The following is a 23,355-nucleotide window of genomic DNA, read 5'->3' on the forward strand; positions in this document are numbered from 1 at the left end:
TGAGGCGAGGGCTCCGGCCGGCGCCCTCGCCTCAGGCGAGGCCCCCGCGCCGGCGCACGATCCAGTGCGCGCCGAGCGCCGCGGCCGCCGCCAGCGTCCAGGCCCAGGGGGGCAGGAGCGGCGCGACGTGGCGCTCGGCCGCCACCTGCGTCGCGGCAGGCAGCGACAGCGAGCCGGCGCCCGACGGGAGCACCGACGCGCCGCCCGTCGCGCGGGCGATCTCCTCCAGGCGGGCGACGTCGGGGCGGGGATCGGCCCACTCGTCGCCGCCGCGCTCGCACGCGAAGTCGCGCCGCGTCGTCGCCCGCTTCTGGTCGCCTCCGTCGCCGGCGGCGCCTTCCGGGACGATCTCCACCGTGGCCGAATACCCCCCGGGCTCGAGGCGACCGGCGGCGAGCTCGACCGGCTCGCCGCCCTCGCCGATCGGCGCGGTCAACGTCTTCACGACCGCGCCGCTGCCGAGGCGCGCGATGGTCACCCTGGCCTCGCCGCGCTGCCCGGCGAGGGGGCGCAGCACGAGCGCCGTCTCCTCGCCCGCGAGGCACCCGCCGCGCGGCTCGATCGCGGCAGGCTCGAAGCGCGGATCGCGCATGAGCCAGCCGAGCAGGGCGTCCCAGAACGCGCCGTGCGCGCGGCCCGCGGAGCTCGAGGCGAACGCGCTGAAGAGCAGGCGGTGGCTGCCGTCGAGCGTCAGCGCGATCGTCCGGCCGCTCTCGTGCTCGCCCAGCGAGAGCACCGGCATCGGCGCGCCCGAGGCCGTCGTGCGGGTCGGGTGCGTCATGAGCACCGTCGCCCCGGGGAGCGGATCGCCGACGACGTTGGTCCCCGGCATCTCCGGCATCTCGTCGCCGATCAGCGCGAGCAGCGGCGCGAGCACCGGCGCCGCGCGGCCGGCGGCGGTGATGCGCGGCACGAAGGCGCCGAGATCCACCTTGGGCGCGCGGCCGATGTCGAGATCCACCGGCAGGACGCGGGCGAGCCGCGTGCGCGCATAGTTGCCCGACACGAAGGCGTTCGGGCCGCCCACCATGATGAGCCCGCCGCCCTTGTCGACATACTGGGCCAGCGCCGGGAGGTGCTTGGTCAGGCCGTACGGCGCGGCGTCGAAGTCCTGCAGGACGACCGCATCGAAGCTCGAGAGGTGGACGCTGAAGAGCTCGTCGACCGGGAACGGGATCAGCGCGAGCTCGTCCGACGACGCGTTCACCTCGTCGCCGGGGGTGCGCAGGATGAAGAAGGCCACGACGTCGACCGAGGCGTCGGCCTTGAGCCACATCCGGAGCGCGCGCACGTCGTACGTCGGTCGGCCCGCCACGTGGAGCACCCGGATGCGGTCGCGCGCGACGTCGAGCGTGATGTACCGGACGTCGTTCTCGGGGAGCTCGTCGCCGTCCGGCGCCTTGATCGACACCTCCAGGATGCGGGTGCCGGCGCGGTCGAGCGTCACGCCGAGCTCGACCGTGCCGACGCCGCCCTCGACGTGCGCCGTGCCCGTGGCGAGCGTCGTGGGCGCGCCCTGCTCGCGCAGCTCGCGGGCCACGACAGGGACGGCGTCGCACGCGAGGCCGCCGCTGCAGCCGATGTCGATGCGGAGCGAGAGCGGCTGGTGGGCGACCGCGGCGCCGGAGGTCCGGACCGCGCGGACGCCGGCGTCGCGCACGGACTCGGTCGCCACCGCGACCGTGTGCACCGGGACGTCGAGCCCCTCCAGCGCGGCCCGCGTCGCCGCGGCGGTGTCGTCGGGGCCCGGGCGGTCGAGCCGGCCATCGGAGACGACGACGAACGCCGACGGCCGCTCGTCGGCGGCGCGGGCGAGCGCCTCGAGCGCGGCGCTGAGATCCGAGCGGCGCTGCGGCCGGCCTCGCGCGGGCGACGCGGGCGCCGCGGCCGAACCGGGCGCTGCGGCCGGCGCCCCCGCGTCCCTGTCGGGCGCCGTCGCGGCGCCAGCGCTCGCGCCCGGCGCGGCGCCGCCGCCTTCGCCTGCCTGCCCGTCGGCCGGCAGCGGCGCCCCTTCGCCGAACACGTAGCGGGAGAGCCGGACGTCGGCGCGCTTCCCGAGCTCCGCGAGCGCGCGCTCGGCGCTCTCGCGGCGGGTCCCCGCGACGCCCGGCAGGTCCATGGATCGGGAGCCGTCGACGAGCACCACGACCTTGGGGCCGACGAGGCTCCCGCGCGACGTGACCGCGACCGGGCGGAGGATGGCGGCGAGCAGGCCGAGCACGGCGAGCGCGCCCGTGAGCGCCGTGCCGAGCGCCGCGCGCGCGGGCGCGGCGCTCGGCACGGCGGCGCGTCCGCGCGCGCGGACGAGCTCGAGCACGAGCAGGCCGAAGCTCAGGGCCGCGATGACGCAGGCGACGGCGACGACCGGCGACGAGAGGTCGCCCGAGGGCGCGAAGCTCCGGGTCACGGCCGCTCCGGGAGCGAGAGGAGCGCGGGAAGCGCGCGAGAAGAGGGGGTCCCGCTCGCAGCGCCGGCGTGGGAGAGCGACAGCGCGGGCAGCGAGTCGAGGGCGCGTGGCACGCGCGGAGCCTAGTACATCGGAGCGGAGTGTCCCAGCCCGGCGCCGTTGCTGCGACCTCTCGGGCGACCTCGAACAACGGTGAGCCACCTTGAAACGCCGGGTACGCCGCGCGTAGGCTCGAACCCTCGTGACGATGCGCGAAGAGCTGGACGAGGCCGGGCGGCTCAGGGCAGAGAACGCAGCGCTGCGCGCGCGGGTCGAGGCGCTGGAGAAGGCGCAGGCGGAGCGCTCCAACGGTCATGCACAGAACGGAGCCGCGCCGGAAGGCACGGCAGACGTGGAGGCCCTCGACGCGCTCGAGGGGCTGCCCACGGCGGTGCCGGCGGTGATCCACTGGCGCCTGGACGGCGCGGTGACGCACTGGAACGACAGCGCCGAGCGCCTCTTCGGCTGGAGCGCGAGCGAGGCCATCGGCCGCCAGCTGACCGACCTCGTGGGCGTGGCCCCCGTGTCCGCCGGCGCGGCGCAGGCGTTCAACTTCGCCCGGGAGGAGAGCCGCTTCGCCGCGACCACGAGCGAGTGCACGACGAAGGGAGGTCACGCGCTCCTCTGCCGGTGGACCTACGCCGTGCTGCGCGACGGCCAAGGCGACGCGCACGAGATCGCGGCGCTCGTCGACGACATCGGCGACCGGCAGCGGAGGGAGAAGACGGTGCAGGGGCGGTACCAGCTGCTCCTGCAGCTGGTGGACAACGCGCGCAGCTCCATCTTCGTCAAGGACACCGCGGGGCGCTACGTCCTCGCCAACCGTCTGCATGCGCAAATGATGCAGAGGCACGTCCTCGAGGTCATCGGCCGGGATGAGTTCGAGCTGGCCGCCGTGGACCCCGCGGCCACCGAGATGATCGTGGGTAAGGAGCGCGAGGTGATGACCGGCGGGCAGGTCATGCAGTTCGAGGAGGTGGTGCCGATAGACGGCGCTCAACACCATTTCTTCACGGTCAAATTCCCGATCCACGACGAGCGCGGGACGCCGATAGGCATGGGCGGCATCGTGACCGAGATCACGTCGCTGAAGCGCGCGGAGGCGGAGCGGGCCTCGCTGCAGGAGGAGATCATCTTCGCGCAGCAGACCGCCCTCCGGGAGCTGTCGACGCCGCTCATCCCGCTCGCCGACCGGGTGGTCGCGATGCCGCTCGTCGGGACGATCGACAGCGGGCGCGCGGAGCAGATCATGGAGACGTTGCTCTCCGGCATCAGCAGCCAGGGCGCCCACACGGCGATCCTGGACATCACCGGCGTGCGCGCCGTCGACACGCACGTCGCGGACGCGCTGACGCGCACCGCGCGCGCCGCCCAGCTGCTCGGCACCCGCGTGGTGCTCACCGGCGTCCGCCCGGAGGTGGCGCAGACGCTCGTCACACTCGGCGTGGATCTCTCCGGGATCACGACGCTGAGCACGCTGCAGAGCGGCATCGCGCACGCCCTCCGCCACGCCAGACGGTAGCGGCGCGCGGCCAGACACCGGAGCTCCTGGCCGCTCAGCCCTCCTGCGTGAGGTACTGGAGGAGCGCGGCCTCATCGCTCGAGATCAGCCGCTCGATGCCGTCCTCCCGCGCGAAGCGCTGGATCTGGAGCGCGCCGACGACGCTCTGCACGAGCACGCCGACCCGCCGGAAGCCCCGCAGCCAGTGCGGCCGGAGGCGCTTCATCGTCGCCTCGAACGACGGATCGTTCCTGCCGGGGACGGCGCGGACGTCGACGAAGAGGGCGTGATGGGAGCGGCCCAGCCGGTCGAGGACGCGGATGAGCTCTCCCATCACGGCCTCGATCTCCTCCGGCGACACGAACGGCCTGGAGCTGCGGACGGTCCAGACGACGCGCAGGGACGCGTCGAACAGCACGGTGAAGTGGTCGTCCTGCCAGACCAGCTTCGGCGCAACGGCGAGGCGACCCGAGGTCATCGCGCCTCACGGCCGCGCAGGCGCGGAGCGGGGTCGATTGTCGTCGACGGCGCGGCGGCGCATCAGGAACGGCGCGTGCACCTGATCGTCCTTGTAGTTCGAGCAGAGCACGTACATCGCGATGTTCACGGCCAGGCGGAACGCGCGCTCCCGCTGCGCCTCGCCCCCGGGCGTGACCTCGACGCTCGGCCCTCCGCCCTCCGAGCGCGCCAGGGCGCCGGCGAGGTCGTGGTCGGAGAAGATCACCTGCGGCATGCCGCCGCGCACGATCGCCGAGAGCTTCGGCGGGCCCTCGACGCGGCCGACGGCGCGCGGGAGGAGATAGAAGGAGCGGAAGACGACGTTCTCCGTGCCGATCGGGATGGGAGAGCCCTCCGGCAGGACGCGGGCGAGCTCGCGCCGCGCGGCGCGGCCGAACGCGCCGCTGCCCGGGGCGAAGTCGTCGACGAGGAGCACGCCGCCGAGCGCGAGGAAGCGGCGCAGGCCGAAGACCTCGCGCTCGGTGAGCGGCGGGAGGTCGGCCTCGCCGCCCCAGAGCGCGAACGGCTCGGCGAGCAGCGCCGGGTCGTCGGCGCGGACCGTGGTCGGGTTGCGGCGCGCCGGCGCGCTCGTCCGCCGCTCCAGCTCGAACGACCAGCGCGCGGGGGCGGTGGCGCGCACCCCCTCCCATCGGGCGTCGCCCGTCAGCAGCGGCCGCGGGTTCCACGCCCCCTCCTCGCCGAAGGCGCGCACCGGGCGCGGCACCGCGAGGAGGAGCAGCGCGGAGACGAGCACCAGCGCCAAGACCGCGAGGCGCCGCGGCCGCGCCGGGGCCGTGGGGCGCGAGGGCGGCGGCGCCGCCTCACCGCCCCGGCCGCGCGGCCGGCGAGCGCCGAGCCGGCCGAGCCATCGTCTCAATCGAAGTCCTCGACCCGCCATACGCCCGCCTCGCGCCGGAGCTTCACCTCGTGCCCACCCGGGATCTGCACCGTCGCGGAGTCGCCGGCAATCCGGACCTCGAGCCCCTCGGGCTGAGCGAGCCCCTCGACGAGCGAGCGGAGGTCGCTCTCGATGGCGGCGCGCGTGGCCGGCGTGAGGACGCGCAGCAGGCCGGCGTAGCTGCGGCGCGCGAGGACGCGGCGGAGCTGCTCGAGGGCCTGCTCGGGGGTGCGGCCGCCCGCGGGAAGCGCGTCGGCGGCCGAGATCCGGAAGGCGCGCTCGCGCTCGTCGAGCTCGAGGGTCGCGATCTCGCCGTCCGGGTAGCGGACGCGGGCGCGGGTCTTGACCACGACCCCGGGCGCCGTGACGCTCCGCGCCTGCTCCGCGAGCTCGGCGCGCGCCTCGGCGACGCGCCGCCGCACCTCGTCGCGCGACATCGCGGTGCGGCTCTTGTCGCTCAGCATGCCGTAGATGGCGTCGGCGTCGCCGCGCGCCGCCGCGTCGGCGTAGACCTGCACCGCCTCCTTGGGATCGGGGAGCGAGGACGACGCGCAGGCGAGGCCGGACAGCGGCAAGAGCGACAGGAGCGGCAGCGGCAGCCGCGGCGGCAGCGACGGCAGCGACGATCGGGGCGATCGCGGCAAGAACAGCGCGAGCAGCGAGGTGAGGGCGCGCGGCACGGGACGAGCCTAGTACATCGGCGGCGGCGCGTCCCAGCGCCATGGACGAGCGCGGCGGCCGCCGTGAGGCGCCCGGCCGTGGTAAGCCGGCTCCTCCCGCGCCTCGCCTTCCCGCTCCACGACCCGAACGAAGCCGCCGCCGCATGATCGACGTTGTTGGAAAGCTCTGGGGGTTCTGCCACACGCTCCGCCACGACGGCATCGATCACGGGGACTACATCGAGCAGATCACCTACCTGCTCTTCCTGAAGATGGCCGCCGAGCGAGGCATCGATCTCTCGCGCGTCGAGCACAGGACGCCCCGCGGCGAGGTCGACGCGACCGACTGCTCCTGGCCCGCGCTGCGCGCGCGCAGCGGGCAGGCGCTGCTCGACCGCTACGCCGATGTCCTCCGATCCCTCGACGGGGCCGCCGGCGTCCTCGGGGAGATCTACGCGGGCTCGCAGCCGCGCTTCAAGAGCCCCGCGAGCCTCGGGAAGCTCGTCGACCTCATCGACGAGATCGCGTGGACGCGCCTCGGCGTGGACATCCAGGCCGCGGCGTACGAGGGCCTCCTGGAGAAGGCCGCCGCCGAGGGGAAGAAGGGCGCGGGGCAGTACTTCACGCCCCGCGCCCTGATCCAGTCGATCGTGCGGTGCATCAGGCCCGATCCGCAGGGGAAGCCGGGCTTCGCCCTGTGCGACCCGGCGTGCGGCACCGGCGGCTTCCTCGTCGCCGCCTGGGAGTGGATCGAGGCCGAGGCGCGGGGAGCGCTCGACCGGGAGGCGGCGCGCCGGATCAAGGCCGGGGCGTTCTTCGGCCAGGAGCTCGTCGCGCGCCCCCGCCGGCTCGCCCTGATGAACCTGTACCTCCACGGGATCGAGCCGAGGATCACCCTCGGCGACTCGCTCGACGCCCCGCCGCCGGACGAGCGGTTCGACGTGATCCTGACGAACCCGCCGTTCGGCACGAAGGGGGCCTACGAGACGCCGCGCCGCGAGGATTTCGCGATCGCGACAGCGAACAAGCAGCTCAACTTCATCCAGCACGTGCTGACGATCCTGAGGCCGGGCGGCCGGGCGGCGATGGTCCTGCCGGACCATTGCCTGTTCGCCGACCAGGCAGGCGCGGTGCTCGAGATCCTCGCCAGGGGCTGCGACCTGCACACGGTGCTCCGCCTGCCGCACGGGACCTTCACGCCGTACAGCGCCGGGGTGAAGGCCAACGTCGTCTTCTTCACGAAGGGCCGCGCGACGGAGAGGGTCTGGATCTACGACGCCCGGACGGGCGTCCCGTCGATCACCAAGAAGGGCCGGCCGCTCTCCCCGGCGCACTTCGCGGAGTTCGAGCGGTGCTACGGCGACGACCCCGACGGGCGCGGCGCGCGCGAGGCGGCGAGCTCCGGCGAGGGGCGATTCCGCGGCTTCGAGCTCCGCGAGGTGAAGGAGCGAGAGTTCAAGCTCGACGGGCTGAGGTGGCTCAAGGAAGAGTCGCTCGACGAGGCCGGCGAGATGCCCGAGCCGGAGGAGCTGGCGACCGACGCCCTCCAGGAGCTGACGGAGGCGGTCGCCGCGCTGAACCGCGTGCTCGCGCTGCTCGAGGGCGGGGCGAAGGCGGCGGAGGGGTGAGCGGGCCGCTGCCCGAGGGGTGGGCCGAGACGACGCTCGCGTCGATCTGCTCGCACCGGAGCGGGAGCTCGAAGCTCATCAAGGGGAAGCTCCACGCCGAGCAGCGGCCAGGGCGCTACCAGGGGTTCAGCGCGGCCGGCCCCGACGTGTGGTGCGACGGCTGGGAGCACGAGGGCGAGGCGATCGTGGTCTCCGCCGTGGGCACGCGGTGCGGGAAGGCGTTCAAGGCCCGCGGGCGGTGGTCGGCGATCGCGAACACCCATGTGGTCTGGCCGGATGAGCGGGCCATCGACGTCGGTTACCTGTTCCTCCACCTCAACGACGAGGGATTCTGGGTGAAGGGCGGCTCCGCGCAGCCGTTCGTGAAGGTGCGCGAGACGCTCGAGCGGCCCTTCGCGCTGCCTCCCCTCCCCGAGCAGCGCCGCATCGTCGCGAAGGCCGAGGCCCTGCTCGGCGAGGTGGACGCGGCGAAGGCCCGGCTGGCGAGGTCGTCGCTGCTCCTCCGGCGGCTCCGGCAGGCCGTGCTGGCGGCGGCGTGCTCGGGGAGGCTCACCGAGGACCTGCGCGCGCCGGGCGCCGCCGCGCCGGCCGCGGGACCGGCGGAGCCCCCGCCGCGCTGCTCGACGTCGGCGCCGGCCGCGCCCGCGGCGAGCAGCGAGGGTCCGGAGCGTCCCCTGCCGCCGTCCTGGGTCCGCTGCCCGTTCGGCGCCCTGGTGGACAACCACGATGGCCGACGCGTCCCCGTGAGCTCCGCGGTTCGAGCGAGGCGCCGGGGGCCGTATCCGTATTACGGCGCGTCGGGGGTCATCGACTCGATCGATGGCTACCTGTTCGACGGCGACTACCTGCTGATCGCCGAGGACGGCGCGAACCTCCTGTCGAGGAATACCCGGGTGGCGTTCGCCGCGAGCGGGAGGTTCTGGGTGAACAACCATGCGCATGTGGTCCAGCCGAAGGCCGGCGTGGTCCTCGGGTACCTCGAGCTGCTCCTGAACTCGCTCGATCTGCAGCACCACGTGACCGGCTCGGCCCAGCCGAAGCTCACGCAGGCGGCGCTCAACGGCATCCCCGTGCCGGTGCCGCCGGCGGAGGAGCAGGCGGAGATCGTCCGCCGCGCACAGGCGCTCTTCGCGCTCGCCAGCGAGGTCGAGGAGCGCGTGGCCCGCGCCGCGGCCCGGGCCGACAGGCTCCCACACACGATCCTCGCCAGGGCGTTCGCCGGAGAGCTCGTCCCCACCGAGGCGGCGCTGGCCCGCGCGGAGGGGCGCGGCTACGAGCCGGCGGAGGCGCTGCTGCGCCGCGTCCGGGGGATGGGGTGAGCGGCTAGCTGCGCCCCCGTATCCCGCCTATCCTGAACTCCTGTTGTTGTCGGTCCGGAGTTGGATCCCGACTGGCGGATGAACCTCCTTGCCAAGAGGAGGGTCGCGAACCAGTGAGTGACACATGGCGACCGCGGTCGAAACGCCCCTGAAGGTCGAGATGACCGAGCATCTCTGGATCACCTTGAGGGATGGCTGCCGTCTCGCGGCGCGCCTATGGCTGCCAGAAGAAGCGCAAAGAAAGCCGGCGCCGGCCATCCTGGAGTACATCCCCTATCGCAAGCGGGACGGAACCCGCGCCCGTGACGAGCCGATGCATGGATATTTCGCCGGCCACGGTTATGCCGTGCTGCGGGTCGACATGCGCGGATCCGGCGAGAGCGACGGGCTGCTGCGGGACGAGTACCTGAAGCAGGAGCAGGACGATGCCCTCGAGGTGATCGCCTGGATGGCGGCACAACCCTGGTGCAACGGCCATGTCGGCATGATGGGCAAGTCCTGGGGCGGGTTCAACTGCCTGCAGGTGGCGGCGCTCAGGCCGCCGGCCTTGAAGGCGGTGCTCTCGGTTTGCTCGACCGACGACCGCTACGTCGACGACATCCATTACATGGGCGGGTGCCTGCTCAACGACAACCTGTGGTGGGGCACCATCATGCTGGTTTATCAGTCCCGCCCCGCCGACCCGGAGCTCTTCGGCGAGAGCTGGCGCGACAACTGGCGGGAAAGGCTGGAGCGGATGCCGTTCTGGCCGGCGCTTGCGATGGCCCATCCGCGGCGCGACGATTACTGGCGGCACGGGTCGATCTGCGAGGATTGGAGCGCTGTCCAGGTGCCGGTCTGCCTGATCGGCGGCTGGGTCGATGCCTATACCAACACGGTGCCGAGGATGCTGGAGCACCTCAAGGTGCCGCGGAAGGGCATCATCGGGCCCTGGGCCCACGTCTACCCGCACGACGGAACGCCGGGCCCGGCGATCGGCTTTCTGCAGGATGCCATCGCCTGGTGGGATCGCTGGCTGAACGGCGTCGAGAACGGCGTCGACGAGGAGCCGATGCTGCGCGCCTGGCTGCAGGACTACACGGCGCCGGAGACGACACGAAGTCACCATCCGGGACGCTGGGTGGCCGAGCAGAGCTGGCCGTCGCCGGACATCCAACCCTGTATTCTCTATCTCGACAGGGACGGCCTCGCCCCGGTGAGCGGCGCCGAGGAGATCTTGGCGCTGCGCTCGCCCCAGCATGTCGGCCTTCAGGGCGGGGAGTGGATGGCGGCCGGCTGCGTCGGGGAGCTGCCGGGCGACCAGCGGATCGACGATCTCGGCTCGCTCACCTTCGACACCGCGCCGCTCGAGGAGGCGATGCAGGTCGTCGGCGCCCCGGAGCTGGAGCTGGAGTTCACCAGCGATAAGCCGGTGGCGCAGCTCTGTGCCAGGCTGTGCGACGTGGCGCCCGATGGCGAGGCGCTGCGGGTCAGCTTCCAGGTCATCAACCTCACCCACCGCGACAGCCACGCGGAGCCGACCCCGCTCGAGCCCGGCAAGCGCTACAAGCTGAAACTGGTATTGAATGCCTGCGCGCATCGCTTTGCAGCCGGCCATCGCCTGCGGATATCGCTCTCCAGCGCCTACTGGCCGCTGATCTGGCCGGCTCCCGAGCGGGCGACGCTCGGCGTCGTCACCGGCACCAGCCGCCTCATGCTGCCGCACCGAAGGCCGCAAGCGACCGACGGCGGCGAACCGTTCCTGCAGCCGGAAGCGGCGCGAGCGACGCCGATCACCCGGGTGAACGGGGGCAGCGTCACGCGCTCGGTGACCTTCGACGTCACCTCGGGTGCGGTCACGACCGTGACGGATACAGTGGGCGTCTTCGGAGAAGGGCGCCAGCGCCTCGACGAGATCGGCACCGAGGTGCTGCACCAACTCCGCCGCGAGCTCCGCATCGCGCCGGACGATCCGCTCCGCGCTTCCTTCACCTGCCGGCAGACGTATGTGCAGTCGCGCCCGGGGTGGGACATCCGCATCGAGGTGACGACCAGGCTCCACGCCGACCGCGACCATTTCTATATCAGCGGCGAGCTCGACGCCTTCGAGGACGACATCCGCTTCGCAAGCCGTGAATGGCGGGAGAAGATCAAGCGGGATCTGATCTGAGGCTCAACCGGGAGCAAATGCGGAAGCGGCGGCGGCGGCGCGGCCGGCAGCGGGCCCCATGAGGCTCTCGCTTCCTCCACCCCCGCACGCATCCACCACCGTCCCTCCACGGTAGCTCCTCTCCCTTCTGGAATCGACGCCGGCCGCCTTCCGTTATTCTCGGCGTCTCTCATCGGATCGCCTTCCGCCCTCGGATCCGCGCCGTCATCGCGGGTCCGATCCGATGAGACCCATGATCCCGAGGAGGCGCTGATGAAGGTGAGGATCGTCGTGAGTTACGTCCCCCGCTATCGCCGGGGCCACCGCTTCCATTTCGTCCCGCCGGTCACCGGGATCCACCTCGCGGCGATCACCCCGCCGGAGCACGAGGTCGAGCTCTTCCACGAGCAGGTGCGCCCCGTCCCCATCGACGCCTCGCCGGACGTCGTCGCGCTCTCGTTCTTCTCCGGCTTCGCGCGCCGCGCCTACGCGCTCGCCGATCGCTACCGCGCCCTCGGCGTGCGCGTCGTCGCCGGCGGTCCGCATGTCTCGTACTGGATCGAGGAGGCGCTCCAGCACGTGGACGTGGTGGTCACCGGGGAGGCCGAGGCGGTCTGGCCCTCGGTCCTGCGCGATCTCGCGCGAGGCACGCAGCGCCGCGTCTATCACGGCGAACCGGCGTCGCTCTCCGGGCTGCCGACCCCTCGCTACGATCTGCTCGAAGAGCGCTTCCTGGTCCCCCGCGTGCTCCAGGCGACGCGCGGCTGCCCGTTCACGTGCAGCTTCTGCACGGTGCCCGACCTCAACCCCGGCTTCCGCGTGCGCCCCGTCGACGAGGTGATCCGCGACATCGCCACCACGCATTTCCCCCGCTTCTGGCAGGAGAAGATCGCGTGGTTCTGGGACGACAACCTGCTCGTCCAGCGCCGCTGGGCCAAGGAGCTCCTGCGCGAGCTCGCCGGGCTCGATCGCTGGTGGCTCACGCAGGCATCCATCGATATCGTCAAGGACCGGGAGCTCCTCGACGCGATGGAGCGGTCCGGCTGTATCGGCATCTTCCTCGGCATCGAGAGCCTCGACGAGGCCGATCTCAAGAGCGTCGACAAGCGCCAGAACCGCGCGCGCGAGTACCGCGAGGCCATCCGCAAGCTGCACGATCGCGGGATCTGCGTGATGGCGGGCTTCATCTCGGGCTTCGACGATCAGACGCCGGAGGTCATCGCCTCCACGGCCGATCGGCTGAACGAGATCGGCGTCGACGTCCCGTTCCTGAGCATCCTCACGCCGTTCCGGGGCACGCCGCTGTACGACGAGCACCGGCGAGACGGGCGCATCCTGGAGGAGCGTGACTGGCCCCATTACAGCGGCTACGGCGTCGCCTTCCGGCCGGCGCGCATGTCCCCCGAGCAGCTCCTCGCCGCCCACCGCCAGATGTGGAATCGCGCCTTCGGCCCCGCGGCGGTGCTCGAGCGCCTCGCGCGCGGCGCGCGGTCGCTGAGCCGCGGCGCCATGATGCTCTCGGCGGCGATGAACGGCTTTTACGGCCTCAAGCAGATCACCGGCAACGAGCCGGCCGCGCCTCCGCTCGAGCCGGAAGGGACGATCCGGCACCCCGCGCCCGGGGACGCCCCGGCCCGGCTCTCGCGCCTCGGCCTGAAGCGGTCCGCGAGCGCGGCCGACGGCTCGGTGGAACGCACGGCGTAGCGGCGCGCGGGCGAACGCGCACCAAGCGTCTCGCCGTCGAGCCACTCCATCGCGAGGCAGGGGCACCCCGCGGCGGTCGCGGCGGTCGCGATGTACCGCGCGACACCCGGGCTCTGGAGTGACGCCAGCACCTCGTGTCCCCGCGAACGAAGGTCGAGCTAGGGCAGATCTCTGATCTCCGACATGCAGGCGCCCTCATCGCAGCGCACCGCGACCGCCTGCTCGCTCTCTCTCTCGAGCCGCCGGCCGTCCTCCGCGAGAGACGGACGCGACGGGCAATCGCACAGCGGCGAGCCTGCGAGGCACGCCGCCTCGGCGGCCTCGAACGCTTCCTTGTCGTCCGCGTCGACGCCGACGAACAGGATGTCTCCGCAGCAGGTCGTGACGTGCGGCAGCACGACGCAGTCGCTCGCCTGTTCGCAGGCCTTGCTGAACGCCGGAAAGCTCGACTCGCGGCACGTCAGGCCATGGCTGCTCCCGCCCTCGGAGCCGCCGGCCCCGCCGCTGGCGGCGCTGCCGCCGCCGCCCCCGGAGCCGCCGGCGCTCGCGGCGCCGCCGCCCCCGCCCCCGGAGCCGCCGGCTCCACCGCTCACGGCGCTGCCGCCCCCGCCCCCGGAGCCGCCAGCGCCGGCGCTGCCGCTCGCGCCCGCTCCGCTGGTGCTGGTGGATTCCGCGCTCGCAGGTCCATGGTCCTCTTCGCCGCACGCCGCGCCGCCCAGCGTCGCCCACGCAAGGAAAGAACCACGAGCCAACCAGAGAAAGCACTTGTGTGTCATCGCCGCCGCGTCGAGCACGGGACATGCCCGCTCCGGCACGAGAGAAACACGCTGGTTTTCTGTGCCATGGCGAGCCACGACGTCGCAGCGCACGGCAGGGCGATCAGGCCGAGTTCACGCGCGGCGGTCATGCGTGCCGGCGTCCATGAACATGCGATTACTACGATTGCAACAGACTTGGAGTGCAACGACTGCCTCGCCTCTGCGGCCGCCGAGGTGGAGGGCGAGTGTGCGCCGGAGGTCGCCGCGTGCGAGTTCGACACGGGCGAGTGATCTCGGCCCCCCGGTATCAGCGCTCGCTCAGCAGGGCGTGAACATCTCGGCGCCGAGATACGTACTCGTGAACTGGCTGTTGACCGGGTTGCCGAGATAGTCGTAGCACTGCACGTTCACCTGGGTGTCCGCGCCGACGCCGGTCCAGTACGAGACCTTGCAATACTGATTGCTGTAGCCGTACGCCGTCACCATCGTGGTCGAGTTGTACGACAGCAGGTTCGGGTACCGGACGAAATGCGAGCCGACGGGCGCGTTGTGCCCCGCGCTGATGCCCGGGCCGAAGTAGCAAGGATGCAGCGTGTTGTACAGACCCGTGTAGCTCGCGGGCGGGGTGTACGACGACGACACCGGGTCGCTCGCCCAAGCGAAGCCGCCCACGCGGCCGGTGCTCGGCATGCCGAGGTGATAGCTGAGGCTGAACAGGCTGTCGGCGGACGCGCCCGCCGCGCCCCAGCAGCCCACGTCGATGACGGTGTCGGCGCCGCTCTGGTTCCAGCCCGAGACGTTGCAGTACTCCATCCCGCCGCCGTACGCGGTGACATGCACGGTGCCGCCGGTGGCGGACATGCCCGGGACGCGGACGGTGTACCGGCCCGTGTTCACGTGGGTGACGGTGCTGTACTGGCTGCCGCTCGTGTACTGGTACGTCGTCGAGGGCGTGTACGGCGCGTTGAGCGGGGCGGACGCCTGGTCGTTCCAGAGGTACGCGCCGCCATGGCTGTTGTTCTCGCGCGAATAGAGGGCGACGAAATACGTGTTCACCGGGGCGCCGCCCGCCGTGTGGCAGCGGACGTTCACGCGGAGCGTGGTGGCGAGGGCGCCGGTGCCCCACGACGCCACCTTGCAGCGGTCGCTGCCGCTGCCGTAGCTCGTGACTTGCACGTTGCCGCCGGCGCCGGCGAGGTTCGGGAAATCGACGGAATAGACGCCCGTGCTCGTGCTGGTGATCGTGTTGGTGCCGCCCGCCGAATTGTAGGAATACGAGCTGTTGGCGTTGAGGGTGCCCGCGCCGAGCAGGGTCGACCATACCCAGCCGAAGCCCTGGGTGGACGAGCTGGAGAGCATCGCCGCCTCGGCGCTGCCGGTGTCCTCTCCGGAGAGGTCCGCGACCTCGGGATCCTGCGTGTCCGCGACACAGCCGGCCCCGACCGTGACGGCGAGCGAGGCGAAGGAGGACACGAGCACAGCCAAGATGCCGTTCTTGAGCGTCGACATGGGGAGACCTCTCGGGGTGAAATAGGGACTGGAGTGCGCGCCCTCTCTGGCGGCGCGCAGCCTCGTGGCGGCGCGGGGGGCTCATTGCAGCGCGCGGGCCAGACGCCGGGCGCGCGAGCTGCAGCGGATCTTCGAGGGTTCTCTCGTGGAGAAGGGGGCCGCCGGTGGTCTGGGCGTCACACGCGGCGACGGGACTGTCGCCTGGCAGAGGACAAGGGCCTGTCAGGAAGGACCCCGGCGCGCGCTCGTCATCGGCTCCGGCGGACGACAAGCGACGAGCTCCAGTCGTCCTCGCGCCGGGCGCATGACCTCATGGCTTGTGGCGCGGCGACCACGAGGGCATGAAGCCCGCTCATGCCCCTTCGAGAGCTCCTCCCCATCGTCCTCCTCGGCGCAGGAATCGCGCTCGGGGCGGGGAGCGCGGCCTGCGCCGCGCGACAAGGCTCGACCGGCGCGAGCCCGTCGAGCGCCGCCGCGCAGCCGGCGCGGCCAGGCGCACCGGCGGGCGCCTCCACAGCGGCACCGGCGCAAGCGGCGGCGGGCGACCCGGCCGCGCCCGGGGGAGCTACGCCCGAGCCGCCATCCGCGTCGGCCGAGCAGATCGCGCGCCTCCCGCCGGGCGCCGCGATCTACGCCTCGCTTCGCAACAGCGCCCTCGACGTCGCCGTCCAGTACGTGCCCCAGATCGCCGAGGTCCTGATCGAGGCGAACCGCGCGCTCGGCAGCCAGGACCCGCCGGACGTGACGCTCGCGAAGGCCGGCGTCGATCCGCGACGGCCGATCCTGGGCGCCGTGGTCCCCGCGTCCGAGAAGAGCGCGCGCGCGGTCGTCGACGCCATGGCCAAGGGGGCCTCGGGCAAGGCGCTCGAGAAGGTCGTCCTCGGGCACGCGGGGGACGTGACGCGGGTGCGGCTCCTCGTTCCGCTCGTGAGCGGGGCGGACCCGCGGCGCGCCCTGGCGGGCGTGGTGGACGTCCTCGCGGGCGGCGCCCCGCTGGAGGCGTGCCCGGGCGCAGCGCGCTGCGCCGGCTTCGGCGCCCGCGCGCCGCTCGGCGTGGCGCAGGGCGGGATCGCCGCCGTCGCGATCTACGCGGACGGCGCCGACCTCCGGCTCGACGTCGTGATGTCGCTCTTCGGGTCCGGCGCCGATCCGGCCGCCCTGAAGGAGCTCGTCGCGTTCGGCGAAGAGGTCGGGGGCCCGGAGGGCCGGTGCTCCAGGTTCGACGCGAGCCCCGTTGTGTCGGTGTGCCTCGATCCCGAGCGGATGGGCGAGCTGGGCGCGACGGACGGCTACGGCAAGATCGCGAGGGCGCTCTCCGGAGGCCACGTCGATCCAAGGGTGATCCCGACGATCGCCGCCCAGGGCTTCGCCGAGGCCCGGCAGAACCTCTGGCTCGCCGCGCCGGCGCGCAGGCTCGCCGGCGACGGCACCCTCGGGGTCACCGTGCAGGGCAAGCGGAGCCGCTTCGTCGCGTCGTGGGCCCTGACGGACGCCTCGCGCGCCGGCGTCGAGAGGGCGTTCGCCGCCGAGCGATGCGCCGCCGGCGATGCGGCGGTCACGGAGCTCTTGCCGGCGCTCCGCGCGGCGGTCGGCGATCCGGGGAAGGGCTTCGACGACCGGAAGAAGGTCGTCACCGCGTTCGAGGAGGCAGGCTGGTCTGCCTATCTGATCGCCGCCGCCGGCACATGGCCAAACCTGCTCGGCGTGATCGCAAGTGTGCTCGAGCAGGGCCCCGGGACCGACCCCGACTACCATGTGTGCGCCAGCTACGAAGACGGGCGGCTCGTCCTCGTGTCCGAGATCCGCAGATGACAGCGGGGTGGTGAGGTCATTTGCTTGGAGAGGTCCCACATGAAGGCAGGAAATCATTCAGGTTTTCTTCCCGCCTTCACGTTCAAATGACCCCACCGCCCAAGCGCACGCAGGCCCTGTTCGCCAAGGGGTTGGGCGGTGCCCCAATTGGCCCCTTTCTCTTCCAATTCGCCATGCGCAACCTCGCGAAACTACTCGGGTCCGGAGACCGTCGAGTGCCCTAATCAGGATACCACCAGGGGTTGAGGCCCGCGAGGGTCGCCTCCTTCGACCCATTGACTTCGCGGGCCTGCCGCGCCCGACGGCGGCACCCACGAGGGCTGCCTCCTCACCGAGGACCGCGGCACGTGCGTCTTCGGGCGCCAGAGCGTCGTCGTCGGCGGCGATCCCTCCGTCATGGCATCGGGGAACCGGCTCGTTCCTCCCAACCGCGAGGTCCACATCGCGTTCAACAACGCGAAAGACGCTGTGCCGACGGCTCCCCGATCCTGGTATTCTCCGCGTGCTCAAACGGCGGACATCCAGATCGGTGATGGAACCAAAGCAGAAGGCATCGATCGCGCGCATCCTCGTGGGCGGCGAGCGCGGGACGGGGTTCCTCGTCAGCCGGGAAGGGCTCGTCCTCACGGCGCTTCACTGCGTGGCATTCGCGGACTCGTTCAAGACCGGCAAGCCCGAGTTCCTTCCGGGCATCATCAAGGTCCGGTTCGGCGATCCCCTCGACCCGGCAGTCGGGCCTCCCGGTGCGGACGGCAAGCTGTTCGCCACCACGGCGACGGTCGTCCAGCACTCGGTGGAGCACGACATCGCGCTCCTCGAATGCAACGAGACACCGGACGTCGAGCCGCTCGTGCTCGCTCCCAGCCCGTTCGGCGTCGCGCGCTGGTCGACGTTCGGCTTTCCAGAAGCGTCGGGCGCGGTCGCGGACGGGTCGCGGGAAGTGAACGGACAGCCCTTGGACGGCCGCATCACGTCGATGTCGACGCGGATCGCGCTCGCGCTGAACCAGGTCGGGGCGATGGACCTGCGCGGGATCTCGGGCGCGCCGATCCTCGTGGGCGGGGTGGTCGTTGGCGTGGTGCAGCAGACGCTCACGAAGGACGGCGTGGTCACCCAGAACTCGCTGTTCGGGGTCCACGTCGCGACCTTCGCTTCGGCCCTCACGCCGAGCAGCCCTACGCCGAACGGCTCGCCCCCGAAGAAGCTGCCGTGGAAGGCGCAGCCACTCCCCGAACAGGCCCACCTGCTGGCGACGCTCAGCGAGCTCAAGGCAGCGCAGCTCGTCCTCGCGGCAAAGAAGCTCCGGCTGTCGACAGAGCTCGACGGGCTGGACGAGCGGACGACGATCGGCCTGCTCACGTGTCCGCTCATGGACGCGCTCAACGCGCTCAAGGGCACCCTCGGGACGTTCCTCCCCACGAAGCCGCCGCGCGAGGTGTTCGGGCTCATGCTCTGCTCGTCGCGCCTCCCGGTGCACGTCGCGGAGACCGCGGCGCCCGCGCTCGATGGAGATCAGCCGCCCGGGAAATCGGTCTGGGTCGGGGCCAGGGAGGCGGCGACCGCACGATCGCTCGCCTTCCGCTTCGCGGTCCAAGCCGGGCTCGGCGAGGTCCACGAGGCGCTCGCGGATCTCGGCGCCCTCGCCGGCGCCGAGGATGGCGAGGCCGAAGCAAAGAAGGTCTTCAAGAGCGAGCTCATGGGACGGATGGCGTGCGAGGAGGCTGGGTTCGAGGCGACGCGAGCGCGTTGGGTGAAGCGCAACCGCGACATCTACGTGCTGGCCGAGATCGGCTCTCCTCCGAACCTCGCGGAGATCCTGAAGGAGATCTACCCGCGGGTGAGGGTCGTCTTGCGGGGCCCGCCGCCGATCGAGAGCACGGAAGCTCTGCCGTCCGACGTCATCACCATTCCCGAGTGTGCCCCCGCAGAGCTCGAAAGCGACTTCCAGACGATCCTGGATGACCTGAGGTGATCATGCAGAACGAGGACAAGGCCGAGTCGCCGTTTCGGACGCTGGAGGCGCGCGTCGCGAAGAACGACAAGCTTCCACCCTATGTCTACGAGCCGCACGTCCTCCGCGCCGTGAAGGTGGCGGGTGCCATCGGACGCGTACTGCTCCTGCGCGGCGATCCCGGGACGGGCAAGTCCACGCTCGCGCGGAATGTCGCGAACGCGCTCGGCTGGGATTACTTCGAGTCCGTCATCACATCGCGAAGCCAGGCGCGCGATCTCTTGTGGACCTTCGATCAGGTCGAGCGGCTGAACGACGCATACGACAGCGCCGTCGATCGCTCGAACCGCGTCCGCGAGAAGAGGAACTACGTCGAGCCCCAGGCGCTGTGGTGGGCGTTCCATCCGGCGCTCGCGGCTGAGCTGCGGCCTCCAGCGAGCCCCACGGTTCCTCGCACCGGCGCGGTCGTGCTCATCGACGAGATCGACAAGGCCGATCCCGACTTGCCCAACGATCTGCTCGTCCCGCTCGAAGCGCAGCGCTTCTGGGCCGAGCCCCTCGGGCGCGAGGTGGTGGCGATGCGCCCGGTGTTCGTCGTGGTGTCGACGAACGAGGAGCGCGATCTTCCTCAGGCGTTCTTGCGCCGCGCGATTGTGGTGAAGCTGGAGCGGCCCGTGGATCCTGCGCGACTGAAGCAGATCGTGGGCAAGCACTTCGCCAAGATCCCGGGCGTCTTCGACGCGACGGTGCAGGCGTACCTCGCCGCGGGCGATAGGGCGAAGTCGCAGGACCTCCGCGCTCCCGGGACGGCCGAGCTGCTCGACGCGCTCCGTGCGTGCGAGGAGCTGCACATCGAGCGCAGCGACCACCCGGAATTCGAGCTCGTCGTGGAAGCGGCGCTCTGGAAACACGGTGAGCAGCAGGCCTGATCCTTCGAGCCCGGCGCGCGGTGACCGGCCGCAGCTCTGGCTGGGCGACGCCTTGAGGGCGATCCGCGCGCTCGGGGTCCACGACCCGGAGGAGGCGCGCTCCATCTGCGCGCTGGTGCTCGGCACGGACACCGCGGCGGCGGAGCGGCGGGACGCGGCGCCCCCTTCGTCGATCGAACGTCTCGCGCCTCCGGTCCCCCTTCCGAAGGTGGAGGTAAACGGTGTCGGGGTGATCCCGGAGGCGTCCGGCGCGGCGATCGGCGTGCCGTCGCAGCTCGTCGAGATCCATCGTCCGCCGGCGGACGAGGAGACCGGCGCGGCTCGCAGCGGATCGGTGACGGCGCTCGCTCTGGAGACCGCCGTGGAGTGGCGGAAGGCGCCCGAGCCCCTCTTCCGCACCCCGGTGGAGCGCTCGATCCTGCGCGAGATTGCGGCAGCCCTTCTGCCGTCAGCGAGGATCGACGTCGATCGGCTCGTCGAATCCATGGCGAAGCTCGATCTCCCCCTCGTCGTCCCGTTCCTCGACGAGTCGACGACGCGGAGAGGCGTGCAGTTCCTGGTCGATCGGAGCGCGCGGCTGGACGGCTTCGCGTTCGACATGCGGCAGATCAAGGCGCGGTTCGTCTCGCTCCTCGGCGGGGCGAGCGTCGAGACGCTGCAGTTTCACGAGTTCCCTTCGACCGCGGGACCGGGCCCATCGGACACGTGGACGCGGTACCGCGCGCCTGCGCCGTTCGTGCCCATCGTGGTCGTGACCGCGTTCTCGACGGTGAGCGCGCGGGCCTGGGAGGCGCTGGTGGCGCGCTGGGCTCGCGAGCAGCGATACGTGACGTTCCTGGTTCCGCACGGGGCGGAGCGCGTTCCGCCGAGAGTCGCGGCCGCGGCGCGCGTCGTCCTGTGGGATCGGGCCACGACCGCGCGGAGCGCTCGCCGCTCGAAGCCAGCGCGGCCTGCGATGGCGGCCGTGAAGCGGCCCGGCGCGGAGCGACACGACACGGATCCGCTCGACCGCCTCTGGCGAAGGAACCGCGACGCCGCGAGGCTGGCGCGCTACGCGTCGCTCGCGGCCCACGTCGAGCCGGCGCTGCTCCGCGAGTTGCGCCATCGGCTGCTGCCGGACGCGACGCCGGCCGCCGAGCTCGACCTGTGGACGAGCGATGTCGCTTCCTCGAAGACCCGCGACGGCTTCACGCTGTCCCCGCGCGTCCTCGATCGGCTCCGCCGAGAGGCGGCCGCCAGCGGAAAGATGGCCTCAGTGCTCGCCATCGTGAAGCGGCTCCACGCCGGTGCTCCCCCGCTCTTGCAGCTCGAAGAGCGGCTGATCGCACTCTCGCTCGGCCCCTCGGGCCAGCTCATGGAGCAGCGCATCCAGAGCGAGCTGGAGCCCGTGCTCGCCGCGATGGAGCGGTCGTCGGCCCGGACGAAGAACCTCGCTGGGTGGTTCGCGCGCACGGTCGCCCGCCTGCCGCCGGCCGTGGTGAGCTCCGACGTGGGGCGGCTGCTCGGCTTCGTCGCGGCGTCGCACGTGCCAGGGGCTGCGGCGGTGAAGGCGCTGCCGAGCGAGGGCGCGCTCCGGCGGGCCGCGGCGCTCCTGCCGAAGGAGCGGGAGGTGGCGATCGGTGTGCGGTGGCGAACGGCCAGGTCGAGGACCGTACTCGATCTCGTGCGCTTCCCGGAGACCGGGCGCGCCGGCGATGCGTGGCACGTTCTTCACGTGACGAAGTGCGATCCGCTCGTGGTGTGGGTCGACGACAGACCGATCTCTGTCGGCTCCGAGCCTGTGGAGGTCGATCTCTCCGCGCCGGAGGGTGAGCCCATCACGAGGATCCGCGACATCTCGGGAAAGCGGTGGGAGCTCGCGTCGCCGGACGATCGCTCGCACGCCGTCGCCGTCGTGCGCGGCCGCGAAAGGCAAGGGATCGCGTACCTCGTCGACGCCGACCTCTGCATGACGGCGATCTACGCGGTCGACACCGATGAGGTTCATCTGCAGTTCCCGTGGGGGAAGGTGCGGGGGCGCGTGGTCGCGCGGGGCAAGCCGGCGATCCACTGGGCGATGATCCGGCTCGACGCTCCGGTCACGCTGGCGCCGCTCGTGCTCGGCGCCGACCTGCGGCCGGACGACGCGTGGGAGATCGCGGCCTCGGCGTCCCTGCGGATGCACGGCCGCGGCAGCGTGCTTCTTCGAAATGACGTGGGCATGCGGCTGCCCATCGCGCAGCCGATCACGGATCACGCGAAGGCAGAGGCCATGCGGGGCGCGCCGGTGTTCGTCGGGGGCCACGTCGCGGGGCACGTGGCGTTCGTGGATCCTCCCGGCGACGGGCAGGGGATCGTGGTGTGTCCTTCGAGCGCGCTGCGGGCGGGGTGGGCGGCGTCGCGGATCACGAGCGTTCCGGGGGTCGAGCAGCGCCTGGCGGCGGCACAGGACAGCCGAGACGAGCCCGCTCCGGGCATCGCGGTGGGACGGCGGACCTTCCTCTTCGCGGATGTGCTTCCGGACGAGACCGTGGTGAGGCCGCGGTGGCAGTATTTCCGCCAGGCACGCTGCCATTCGTTCGGCGAACACACATGGCTCGCGGTATCCATCACAGAGGATGCGCGGGCTGGCCGGTTCATCGGGTTCGGCCCGGCCGTGGACCTCTGGGCCGGCAGTTCCCGCCCGGACGTCGAGGCCGCGCCTGGCGCGAGAACGCCCCATGTGTTCGTTGACTTCTTGAGAACGAGCTATCGCCCGGCGTTCGTGTGCGTTCCAGCCGATGGCGAGGGGTTCGAGCTCCTGCCCTACCCCCTTCTGCAACGGGACGGCGAAGCGCCGCAGGTCATCAATGTCGATATGCGACGCATCGACGCCGGGCTGCCAGTCTTCGTGAATGGCCATCTGGTGGGTGTGACGCTGCCCGGACACTTCCCACCCCAGCGGAGGCTCGCCCAGCAAGCGCAGGAGCCGCTCGACGTGCCCGAATTCGTGCCCCTTCGCACGATATTCGACGTCGTGAGCGACCTCGCCGTCCGCCTCCTGCAGCCACGCGACTGGACGCGCCTCGCGAGGAGGCTCCGCGAGGATCGCTTGGCGGACGACGTAACCGGCGACCTCACCCAGCCCCACGCGGTGCTCGCCGCGATCCGGCGATCCGGCTCGCGCGACCTCCTTCAGTTCGCGCTCGATCAATCCATCCGGCGCCTCGAAGCGGGCGTGCCGCCCCGCGAGCCGAGCCCGTGGATACGCGCCGAGCTCGATATCGAGAAGCTCCGTTCGGCGGGCAGCACGGCGGAGTTGGCGATCCGGCTCTCCATCGTGGACCTGAGCTCGCACCCGGCGGCCTCGTCGGCCACCTACACGCTGGACACCCCGTTGATGGAGGACATGCCGTCGTTCAGCGTGGATCGCCAGCGCGGGTTCCCGATCGAGGTCGTCGTGCCGGGCGACTGCGATGTGAGCGTCGAGGTCGGCCGCGAGCCGGTACTCGACCTGCGCGCGCGGCTCGGGGATCTCCTTGACGAGAAATACCTGTACTTCCTGCGCGATGAACCTTGGTCCCGCAACTGGGTGAGCGACGAGGACATCGCTCTCATCGAGGACGCGATCGACGATCTGAGGAGACGCTGACAGGA

Annotated in this window: 15 protein-coding genes; 9 read left to right on the plus strand and 6 right to left on the minus strand. The window is 71.9% G+C overall.

Translation table 11 applies throughout. The features are described 5' to 3' along the window. Positions 1-31: 31 nt before the first annotated feature. Positions 32-2,407 (minus strand): glutamine amidotransferase, encoded by a 2,376-nt coding sequence (locus tag WMF45_RS31040; protein WP_437708665.1) that lies wholly within the window; start codon positions 2,405-2,407, stop codon positions 32-34. A 247-nt stretch (positions 2,408-2,654) separates the two neighbouring features. Between WMF45_RS31040 and WMF45_RS31045 the strand changes: the two genes are divergently transcribed. Continuing rightward, complete coding sequence (locus tag WMF45_RS31045) at positions 2,655-3,968, plus strand: PAS domain-containing protein (RefSeq protein ID WP_437708666.1); 1,314 nt, start codon at positions 2,655-2,657, stop codon at positions 3,966-3,968. A 34-nt stretch (positions 3,969-4,002) separates the two neighbouring features. On the opposite strand, the gene WMF45_RS31050 is transcribed toward WMF45_RS31045, so the two are convergent. From WMF45_RS31050 to WMF45_RS31060, 3 genes are read right to left on the minus strand one after another with little or no spacing between them, the layout of a single operon-like run. Further along, the gene (locus WMF45_RS31050) at positions 4,003-4,425 is read right to left on the minus strand and encodes a hypothetical protein (RefSeq protein WP_437708667.1); all 423 of its coding nucleotides are present in this window, start codon (positions 4,423-4,425) and stop codon (positions 4,003-4,005) included. A gap of 6 nt (positions 4,426-4,431) precedes the next feature. Continuing rightward, positions 4,432-5,322, minus strand: a complete 891-nt coding sequence (locus WMF45_RS31055; protein WP_437708668.1) for a DUF4159 domain-containing protein — start codon at positions 5,320-5,322, stop codon at positions 4,432-4,434. Continuing rightward, the gene (locus WMF45_RS31060; protein WP_437708669.1) at positions 5,319-6,023 is read right to left on the minus strand and encodes a hypothetical protein; all 705 of its coding nucleotides are present in this window, start codon (positions 6,021-6,023) and stop codon (positions 5,319-5,321) included. The genes WMF45_RS31055 and WMF45_RS31060 overlap by 4 nt, the downstream gene beginning before the upstream one ends. A 143-nt stretch (positions 6,024-6,166) precedes the next feature. Between WMF45_RS31060 and WMF45_RS31065 the strand changes: the two genes are divergently transcribed. The 4 genes from WMF45_RS31065 to WMF45_RS31080 all read left to right on the plus strand — a co-directional run bounded on the left by WMF45_RS31065 (position 6,167) and on the right by WMF45_RS31080 (position 12,781). Further along, positions 6,167-7,630, plus strand: a complete 1,464-nt coding sequence (locus WMF45_RS31065) for an N-6 DNA methylase (RefSeq protein WP_437708670.1) — start codon at positions 6,167-6,169, stop codon at positions 7,628-7,630. Then, positions 7,627-8,949, plus strand: a complete 1,323-nt coding sequence (locus WMF45_RS31070; RefSeq protein WP_437708671.1) for a restriction endonuclease subunit S — start codon at positions 7,627-7,629, stop codon at positions 8,947-8,949. The genes WMF45_RS31065 and WMF45_RS31070 overlap by 4 nt, the downstream gene beginning before the upstream one ends. A 124-nt stretch (positions 8,950-9,073) precedes the next feature. Further along, a complete protein-coding gene (locus WMF45_RS31075) occupies positions 9,074-11,098 on the plus strand; it encodes a CocE/NonD family hydrolase (protein WP_437708672.1) in 2,025 nt (674 codons plus the stop codon). Between the two features lie 252 nt (positions 11,099-11,350). After that, positions 11,351-12,781: a B12-binding domain-containing radical SAM protein gene (locus WMF45_RS31080; protein WP_437708673.1), complete on the plus strand. Its 1,431-nt coding sequence runs from the start codon at positions 11,351-11,353 to the stop codon at positions 12,779-12,781. A 158-nt stretch (positions 12,782-12,939) separates the two neighbouring features. On the opposite strand, the gene WMF45_RS31085 is transcribed toward WMF45_RS31080, so the two are convergent. Then, the gene (locus WMF45_RS31085) at positions 12,940-13,557 is read right to left on the minus strand and encodes a hypothetical protein (protein ID WP_437708674.1); all 618 of its coding nucleotides are present in this window, start codon (positions 13,555-13,557) and stop codon (positions 12,940-12,942) included. A gap of 300 nt (positions 13,558-13,857) precedes the next feature. Beyond that, positions 13,858-15,048: a hypothetical protein gene (locus WMF45_RS31090; protein ID WP_437708675.1), complete on the minus strand. Its 1,191-nt coding sequence runs from the start codon at positions 15,046-15,048 to the stop codon at positions 13,858-13,860. A gap of 354 nt (positions 15,049-15,402) precedes the next feature. On the opposite strand from WMF45_RS31090, the gene WMF45_RS31095 reads away from it, so the two are divergent. From WMF45_RS31095 to WMF45_RS31110, 4 genes are all read left to right on the plus strand, one after another. Then, positions 15,403-16,860, plus strand: coding sequence for a hypothetical protein (locus WMF45_RS31095; RefSeq protein WP_437708676.1), 1,458 nt, complete (start codon positions 15,403-15,405; stop codon positions 16,858-16,860). A 532-nt stretch (positions 16,861-17,392) separates the two neighbouring features. Further along, a complete protein-coding gene (locus WMF45_RS31100) occupies positions 17,393-18,832 on the plus strand; it encodes a S1 family peptidase (RefSeq protein WP_437708677.1) in 1,440 nt (479 codons plus the stop codon). 2 nt (positions 18,833-18,834) lie between these two features. Beyond that, positions 18,835-19,740, plus strand: a complete 906-nt coding sequence (locus tag WMF45_RS31105) for an AAA family ATPase (protein WP_437708678.1) — start codon at positions 18,835-18,837, stop codon at positions 19,738-19,740. Continuing rightward, positions 19,724-23,350, plus strand: coding sequence for a hypothetical protein (locus WMF45_RS31110; RefSeq protein WP_437708679.1), 3,627 nt, complete (start codon positions 19,724-19,726; stop codon positions 23,348-23,350). Before WMF45_RS31105 ends, WMF45_RS31110 begins: the two co-directional genes overlap by 17 nt. The last annotated feature ends 5 nt before the right edge of the window (positions 23,351-23,355 follow it).

It is taken from the genome of Sorangium sp. So ce448 (assembly GCF_051520915.1).
GTDB classification, from domain to species: domain Bacteria; phylum Myxococcota_A; class Polyangia; order Polyangiales; family Polyangiaceae; genus Sorangium; species Sorangium cellulosum_B.